The organism is Streptomyces sp. PA03-3a, from assembly GCF_033792735.1.
In the GTDB taxonomy this organism is placed as follows: domain Bacteria; phylum Actinomycetota; class Actinomycetes; order Streptomycetales; family Streptomycetaceae; genus Actinacidiphila.
On sequence record NZ_JARAVM010000080.1, the window covers coordinates 1 to 7,606 of the forward strand.

Consider the following 7,606-nt stretch of genomic DNA (forward strand, 5'->3'; position numbering starts at 1 on the left):
CCCTCCGGGCTTTCCCTTCGTTGTCTCCAGCTTAGCAGATCCGATTTCCTTCTCTGCCACCCTCTGGAGGGGGTTTCGCCGTCCGGCTTTCGCTTTTCGGCTTTTCCGACTCTATCAGACCGTTTCCGGGCTGATCCCCAGTCAGCGGGGCTTGTCCTCGCGGCTGTTGGGCCGTTCCGACTGGTGAAACATTAGCGGACCGGTGGCGCCCGATGCCAATCGAGCAATTCCTTCGATCCTCATTCCGGAAAACGCACACGCGAACGAGACGACACGAGGCCGTTCGTCGAGATAGGTCTTGCGGGATGGCTGCCCGGGGCCGGCCGGAGCCGGTGTTCACCGGCGGGCAACTCGGAGAACATTACGGATGCCCTGGACGTCTGTCAAACCGGGGCAGCCGAGTCAGTCCAGGTCCTTCAGGCGGCCGCCGGCGTCGGGCTGGGCGGCCTCGACGCGGCGCAGCAGCCGGGTCAGCAGGTCGCCGAGGACGTTGCGTTCGTCGGGGGCGAGGTCCTGGAGAAGGTCCGCCTCGAAGGCGGAGGCCATGCGCATCGTCTCCAGCCACTTGCTGCGGCCGAGGTCGGTGAGCTCGACGATGACGCGGACGCGGTTGCGCTCGTCGCGCTCCCGGGTCACCAGGCCCTCCGAGACCATGCGGTCGATGCGGTGGGTCATGGCGGCTGGGGTCAGACCGAGTCGCTTGGCGAGGTCGCCGGGACCGAGCCGGTACGGACGGCCCACGACCACAAGGGCCTTGAGGACCTCCCACTCCGCGCTGGTGATGCCCACCGCCGACAGGTGCCGGCTGTAGCCCACGTTCATACGGCGGTTGAGCCTGCCCAGCGCCGTGACGATCTTCTCGACCTGGGGATCCACCTCGGGGTATTCGCGCTGGTAGATCGCGATCTGCTCGTCGAGGTCCAGCTCCTGCGGAGTACCGGCGGAACCGTCGGATGCGCTCGTCATGGCAGGAGTGTCCCACGAAACTCGTTGGTCCTAAAGACTTCTGGCATGTACTGTTTAGCTTCGAAGTTTAAAGTTGAAGTCTTCATGTTCGAGAACTACTGACCTAAGGGGTGAGTGTGACCACCGCGATGGGCGCCGCGCTGCGCCGGATCCAGCTGGGCAACGCGCTGAGCGCGTTCGGCAACGGCTTCACCGTCCCGTTCCTGTTCGTCTATGTGGCGCAGGTGCGGGATCTGGGAGCGGGCACGGCTGGTGTCGTCCTGTCCGCGTTCGCCGTCGCCGCGCTCGCCGTGCTGCCGTTCACCGGTCGGACGATCGACCGGAGCGGGCCGCTGCCCGTGCTGCTGGCCGGTGCGTTCGCGGCGGCGGTGGGCTCCATGGGCTTCGGGCTCGCGTCGAGCGCGCCCCTGGTGATCGCCGCGTCCGCGGTGATGGGCGCCGGCATCGCCGTGATGCAGCCGGCGCTGGCCACGCTGATCGTGTGGTGCTCCACGCCGAGGACGCGGTCGCGGGCCTTCGCGACGCAGTTCTTCCTGAGCAATCTCGGGCTGGGGGTCGGCGGTCTGCTGGGCGGGCTGCTGGTCGACACCTCTCGTCCGGACTCCTTCACGCTGCTGTTCTCGATCGAGGCCGCGATGTTCGTCGTGCTCGGTGTCGTCGCGGCCTCCGTACGGCTGCCGAAGGCGGCGCGCATGGAGACGGCGCCGTCGGACAAGGCCGCCGGAGGCTGGCGGGCGCTGTTCGCCGACCGGGCGATGGTGCAGCTGTGTGTGCTGGGCGGGGTGCTGTTCTTCGCCTGCTACGGGCAGTTCGAGTCCGGGCTCTCGGCGTACGCGGTCGAGGTGACCAAGGTGTCGCCGGCGACGCTGGGCCTCGCCCTCGCGGCGAACACCGCGGCGATCGTGGTGGCGCAGTTCGCCGTCCTGCGGTCCGTGGAGCGGCGGCGGCGCAGCCGGGTGATCGCGGCGGTCGGTCTGCTGTGGGCCGTGGCGTGGGTGGTCGCCGGGCTGTCCGGGCTGACGGGCTCCGCGCACCGGGTCGCGACGGCGATGCTGATCGCGACGTACGCGCTGTTCGGGCTCGGCGAGGCGATGCTGTCGCCGACGGTCGCGCCGCTGGTGGCGGACATGGCGCCGGAGCGGATGGTCGGCCAGTACAACTCGGCGTTCGCGCTGGTGAAGCAGCTGGCGCTGGCCGTGGGTCCGGCGGTCGGCGGGCTGATGGCGGGCAGCGGACGGTACGCCGAGTACATCGTGATGCTGGTCGCCTGCTCCCTGGCGGTCAGCGTGCTCTCGGTGCGGCTCGGCCGTCGCCTCACGGTCGGGCAGGACGCGCCGATGCGGGAGCCCGTGCTGGCGGCGTGATCCCCGGTCAGTTGGGGAGCGCGAACTCGCACCACACCGCCTTGCCTCCGCCGGGGGTCCGCCGGGATCCCCAGGCGGAGGCGATGGTGGCGATGATGGAGATGCCCCGGCCGGCCTCGTCGGCCGGTTCGGCGCGGCGGCGGCGCGGCAGGTGGTCGTCGCCGTCGGTGACCTCGATGATCAGGCGCCGGTCGGTACGCCGCAGTCGCAGCCGCATGGGCGGGACGCCGTGCTGGAGCGAGTTGGCGACCAGTTCGCTGGCGGCGAGGACCCCGAGGTCGACGAGTTCGACGGGAAAGCGCCAGGAGGTCAGCACACCCTGGGCGAAGGCGCGGGCGCGAGGGGCCGCTTCGATGCCGCCGAGCAGTTCCAGGGAGGCGTTGCGGAACAGCTCGGAGTCGTTGCCCTCGTGCTGCGGGTACTGCATGACGAGCACGGCGACGTCGTCGGCGTGCTCGGAGGTCACGCCCAGGGCGCGCAGCAGGCGGTCGCAGATGACCTGGGGGCTGCCGGTGGCGCCGGCGACGGCGTTCATCAGGGCCGACACGCCCTCGTCGATGTCCTCACCGCGGCGCTCGATGAGGCCGTCGGTGTAGAGCACGGCGGTGGCGCCCGGCCCGAGGGGAATGGAGCCGGAGGTGTGGACCCAGCCGCCGGTGCCGAGCGGCGGTCCGGTGGGCTCGTCGGCGCGGCGGACGGTGCCGTCGGCGTCGCGTACGACGATCGGCAGGTGGCCGGCGGAGGCGTAGGACAGCCGTCCCTCGCTGGGGTCGTGGACGGCGTAGACGCAGGTGGCGATCTGGGTGGCGTCGATCTCGGCGGCGAGGCCGTCGAGGAGCTGGATGACCTCGTGCGGGGGCAGGTCGAGGCGGGCGTAGGCGCGGACCGCGGTGCGGAGCTGGCCCATGACCGCGGCTGCGCGCACGCCGCGGCCCATGACGTCGCCGATGACGAGGGCGGTGCGGCCGGCGCCGAGGGTGATGACGTCGTACCAGTCCCCGCCGACGGCGGCGTCGGTGCCGCCGGGCTGGTAGGTGGCGGCGACGCGCAGGTCGTCGGGTTGTTCGAGCTCCTGGGGGAGCAGGCTGCGCTGGAGGGTGACGGCGGTCGCGTGGAGGCGGCGCTCGCTCTCGCGGAGGCGTTCGGCGGACTGGACCTGGTCGGTGACGTCGGTGGCGAAGACCAGGACGCCGCCGGTGTCGCCGGCGTCCTTCACCGGAACGGGGCTGCAGGTGAGGGTGAAGTAACCCTGCCGGGTGGCGGTGGCGACCTTGCGGGCCTTGACGGTGCGGGGCTTGCCGCTGCGGAAGACCTGGTCCATCAGGGGGAGCAGGCCGAGTTCGGCGAGCTCGGGGAGGGACTCGCGGGCGGGCTCTCCCGGGGTGCGGGTGCCGAAGACCTCGCTCCACGCCTCGTTGACGTACCCGAGGTGGTGGGTGGGCCCGTGCGTGACCGCGATGAGGGCGGGCAGCCGGCCCAGCACCTCGCGTACGGGGAGCGCGTCGAGGGTGTGCGCCGGCGCGTCGGGGTGCTCGGCGGCCTCGCCGCGCGCCGCGGGTACCGCTCCGCCGGACGGGGGTTCGGCACCGGCGGCCGCCGCCTGGGCATTGCGTCGCTGTGTTCCGGGGAGCCGGGCGCTCCAACGCGTGAGGTTCAAACGTCCGATTCCTCGTATTTGTCACTCTTTGCAGGTGCTGGCGCACGCTTGGTCACGGGTCCAGTGTGGCCGACCCACCGCTCCGGGGGAATCGGCCACCGCATCCGCACTGGCGGTCAGGGCGCGTCGGGCTTGCGACCGGTCTCCGCGGCGAGCTCGAACTCGGCGCGCGGGTTCTCCAGCGAGCCGAGCGAGACGATCTCCCGTTTGAAGAGCCCGGACAGGACCCATTCGGCCAGGATCCGCGCCTTGCGGTTGAAGGTGGGCATCCGGCTGAGGTGGTACGCGCGGTGCATGAACCAGGCGGGGTAGCCCTTGAGTTTCCGCCCGTAGACCTGCGCCACGCCCTTGTGGAGCCCGAGCGAGGCGACCGAGCCCGCGTAGGCGTGACGGTAGTCGGTCAGGGGCTCGCCGCGCAGGCTCGCGACGATGTTGTCGGCCAGGACGCGCGCCTGGCGCAGGGCGTGCTGGGCGTTGGGCGCGCAGACCGCGCCGGGGTCGCCGGATGTGAGGTCCGGGACGGCGGCGGCGTCGCCCGCTGCCCAGGCGCCCTCGGTGCCGGCGATCCGCAGGTCCGCGGTGCACGCGATCCGGCCACGGCCGCCCAGCGGCAGATCGGTGCGGGAGAGCACGGGGTGCGGTTTGACGCCGGCCGTCCACACCAGGGTGCGGGTGGGCACGCGGGAGCCGTCGTCCAGGACGGCGACGCGGTTCTCGCAGGACTCCAGCCGGGTGTTCAGGCGGATGTCGACGTTGCGGCCGCGCAGCTCGCGGACGGCGTACCGGCCCATCTCCTCGCCGACCTCGGGGAGGATGCGGTCGGTGGCCTCGACCAGGATCCATCTCAGGTCGTCGGCCTCGACGTTGTGGTAGTACCGCACGGCGTAGCGCGCCATGTCCTCCAGCTCTCCGAGTGCCTCCACGCCCGCGTAGCCGCCGCCGACGAAGACGAAGGTCAGGGCCGCGTCGCGGACCTCGACGTCCCGGGTGGAGGAGGCGATGTCGAGCTGCTCCAGGACGTGGTTGCGCAGCCCGATGGCCTCCTCGACGGTCTTGAAGCCGATGCCGTGCTCGGCGAGGCCGGGGATGGGCAGGGTGCGGGAGACGGAGCCCGGCGCCAGCACCAGGTGGTCGTACGGGAGCTCCAGGGCGAGGGAGCCCTCCTCCTCGGTGGCGAGGGTGGTGAGCGTGGCGACCCGCTTGCCGTGGTCGATGCGCCGGGCCTCGCCGATGACCAGCGTGCAGCGGTCCAGGACGCGGCGCAGGGGCACCACGACGTGGCGGGGCGAGATGGAGCCCGCGGCCGCCTCGGGCAGGAAAGGCTGGTAGGTCATGTAGGGCTGCGGTTCGACCACGACGATTTCCGCTTCGCCGTGTTTCAGCCTGCGTTGCAGCCGCAAAGCGGTGTACATGCCCACATAACCGCCGCCGACGACGAGGATGCGCGGGATACCGGATTCTTCTGCCGCGCCGGACGGCCCCTTGAGTGCTGCCATCGTTCCATGAGGCAATGGGCCATCGGGGTTTGTCCACAGGGCGGACGGCAATGAATGGCCGAATCCTGTTCTCCGGCAGGTCACGGGCGGGTTGCTGACCGGTGTGAAGTGCCGGGAAGGAGAATCGGCGGCCGGGGTACTCCGATCGTGCGTGGGTTCCCCCTTCATTCTTGACCGGGGCTCAACTATGTTCGTATCCCACCGGGATGCCCGCGCGGCGCAGTCCGCCGCCTTCCGGCGATCATGGGGTGGGGAGTCTCCGGGGGGAGACGCGATTAACCGGGGGATACACATATGCATATTCAGGATCCGCAATGGGCGACGACCGCGACCGTCAGCGGCCATCCCGATCCGGACGTGCGCGGTGGCGGCGGGGGCCGTACGTCCCCGCTGCGTGTGGACGCGCAGCGCAACCTCGAGCACGTCCTGCGGGCCGCGCGCGAGGTCTTCGGTGAGCTGGGGTACGGCGCGCCGATGGAGGACGTGGCCCGGCGGGCCCGGGTGGGCGTCGGCACCGTCTACCGGCGCTTCCCCAGCAAGGACGTCCTGGTGCGGCGCATAGCCGAGGAGGAGACGGCACGGCTGACGGAGCAGGCGCGCTCGGCCCTGGGCCAGGAGGAGGAGGCCTGGTCGGCGCTGTCCCGCTTCCTGCGGACGTCGGTGGCCTCCGGCGCCGGGCGGCTGCTGCCGCCGCAGGTGCTGCAGGTGGAGCCGGCAGGTGCGGCCGACGGGACGCGAGTGCCGCAGCAGCGCGGTGGGGCCGACGACTTCACGTCGGGCGCCGGGATGGCCGCCCTCCTGGACGTCGTCGGGCAGCTGGTGGAGCGGGCGCGGGCGGCCGGTGAGCTGCGGGCGGGCGTGTCGGTGGCCGACGTGCTGCTGGTGATCGCCACCGCGGCGCCGTCGCTGCCGGACCCGGCCCAGCAGGCCGCCGCCTCGGCCCGGTTGCTGGACATCCTGCTGGAGGGACTGCGGTCCCGTCCGGGGGCGTGAGGCTGACCCGTTCAGGTGATGACCCGCTTCCGGGGGGTGAAACTCCCCGGACGGGTGGTTCTGATGCTTGACAGGTCGTCGGACGGTAACGGTGTGCCACTCTTACGCCCGTGGATGAAGGAAACGGGGAGTCCGGTCCGCCCGCGGAGGCCGGGGCGGACTCCGGTGGGGGTCCGCCGTCCGGCCGGGTGCCCGAGCAGCGGGAGCCGCTCGCGGAGCGTCTCCCCGAGGCCGCGGACGCCCCCGGGGCGCAGCTGTCCGACGCCGACCTGGTCGCCCGGGTGCGCGGCGGCGACGACAGCGCGTACGAGGAGCTGTACCGGCGGCACGTGGCGGCCGTGCGGCGGTACGCCCGCGGCTGCTGCCGTGACCGGCACACCGCCGAGGACCTGACCGGCGAGGTCTTCGCCCGCACGCTGCAGGCGATCCGCGGCGGCAGCGGTCCGGACGCGGCCGTGCGCGCCTACCTGCTCACCACGGTGCGGCGGGTGGCCGCGTCCTGGGGCAGCACGGCCAAGCGGGAGCAACTGGTCGACGACTTCGCGGTGTTCGCGGTCACCTCGGCCGGGGCCGCGGCGGCCCAGGGCACCCAGGACCTGGGCGCGGACGTGCGCGCCATGCACGAGGCCGAACGCTCCCTGGCCATCCAGGCCTTCCGCACCCTGCCCGAGCGCTGGCAGGCGGTGCTGTGGCACACCGCGGTCGAGGAGGAGTCCCCCAGCAAGGTCGCACCGTTGCTGGGGCTGACGGCCAACGCCACAGCCGTTCTGGCGCACCGGGCGCGCGAGGGACTGCGCCAGGCGTACCTGCAGGCGCATGTCTCGTCCACACTGACCGCCAAGGGGTCCTGCGCCCGCTACGCGGACCGACTCGGCGCACACGCCCGCGGTGGTCTGCGGATGCGGGCCGACCGGGAGCTGCGCAAGCACCTGGAGGAGTGTGCCAACTGCCGCCTGGCGGCGGCGGAGCTGGCGGACGTGAACGCGGCGCTCAAGGGGCTGCTGCCGGTCGCGGTCGTCGGCTGGTTCGGCGCCGCGTACGCGGCGAAGGCGGCGGGCATCGCCGCGGGCGGCGCGGCGGCAGGTGCCGGCGCGGCGGCCGCCGCCGCTTCGGGCGGCTCGGGCGGTGGC

General features: G+C 72.2%; 6 protein-coding genes. 3 read left to right on the forward strand and 3 right to left on the reverse strand.

Going from position 1 to position 7,606, the window contains the following annotated elements:
* Positions 1-402: 402 nt before the first annotated feature.
* Positions 403-966, reverse strand: a complete 564-nt coding sequence (locus PV342_RS40695) for a MarR family winged helix-turn-helix transcriptional regulator (protein ID WP_400799297.1) — start codon at positions 964-966, stop codon at positions 403-405.
* Between the two features lie 116 nt (positions 967-1,082).
* Here PV342_RS40695 and PV342_RS40700 point away from each other — a divergent pair, with 116 nt between their 5' ends.
* Positions 1,083-2,330, forward strand: coding sequence for an MFS transporter (locus PV342_RS40700; RefSeq protein ID WP_500321198.1), 1,248 nt, complete (start codon positions 1,083-1,085; stop codon positions 2,328-2,330).
* Between the two features lie 7 nt (positions 2,331-2,337).
* Here the strand turns inward: PV342_RS40700 and PV342_RS40705 are convergent, their stop codons facing one another.
* Together PV342_RS40705 and PV342_RS40710 are read right to left on the reverse strand one after the other, a co-directional pair.
* Positions 2,338-3,987 (reverse strand): ATP-binding SpoIIE family protein phosphatase, encoded by a 1,650-nt coding sequence (locus tag PV342_RS40705; RefSeq protein ID WP_361007214.1) that lies wholly within the window; start codon positions 3,985-3,987, stop codon positions 2,338-2,340.
* Between the two features lie 116 nt (positions 3,988-4,103).
* On the reverse strand, positions 4,104-5,483 hold the full coding sequence (locus PV342_RS40710; protein WP_361007212.1) for an NAD(P)/FAD-dependent oxidoreductase: 1,380 nt from the start codon (positions 5,481-5,483) through the stop codon (positions 4,104-4,106).
* A 294-nt stretch (positions 5,484-5,777) separates the two neighbouring features.
* Here PV342_RS40710 and PV342_RS40715 point away from each other — a divergent pair, with 294 nt between their 5' ends.
* Together PV342_RS40715 and PV342_RS40720 are read left to right on the forward strand one after the other, a co-directional pair.
* Positions 5,778-6,476: a TetR/AcrR family transcriptional regulator gene (locus tag PV342_RS40715; protein WP_500321201.1), complete on the forward strand. Its 699-nt coding sequence runs from the start codon at positions 5,778-5,780 to the stop codon at positions 6,474-6,476.
* Between the two features lie 188 nt (positions 6,477-6,664).
* The coding region (locus PV342_RS40720; RefSeq protein ID WP_500321203.1) for a sigma-70 family RNA polymerase sigma factor at positions 6,665-7,606 on the forward strand (942 nt) is incomplete at its 3' end.

What these genes read in the sequence shown, in the direction of transcription:
- PV342_RS40695 (WP_400799297.1), bottom strand. Translation starts at nt 966, where the DNA reads ATGACGAGCGCATCCGACGGTTCCGCCGGTACTCCGCAGGAGCTGGAC.
- PV342_RS40710 (WP_361007212.1), bottom strand. Translation starts at nt 5,483, where the DNA reads ATGGCAGCACTCAAGGGGCCGTCCGGCGCGGCAGAAGAATCCGGTATC.
- PV342_RS40715 (WP_500321201.1), top strand. Translation starts at nt 5,778, where the DNA reads ATGCATATTCAGGATCCGCAATGGGCGACGACCGCGACCGTCAGCGGC.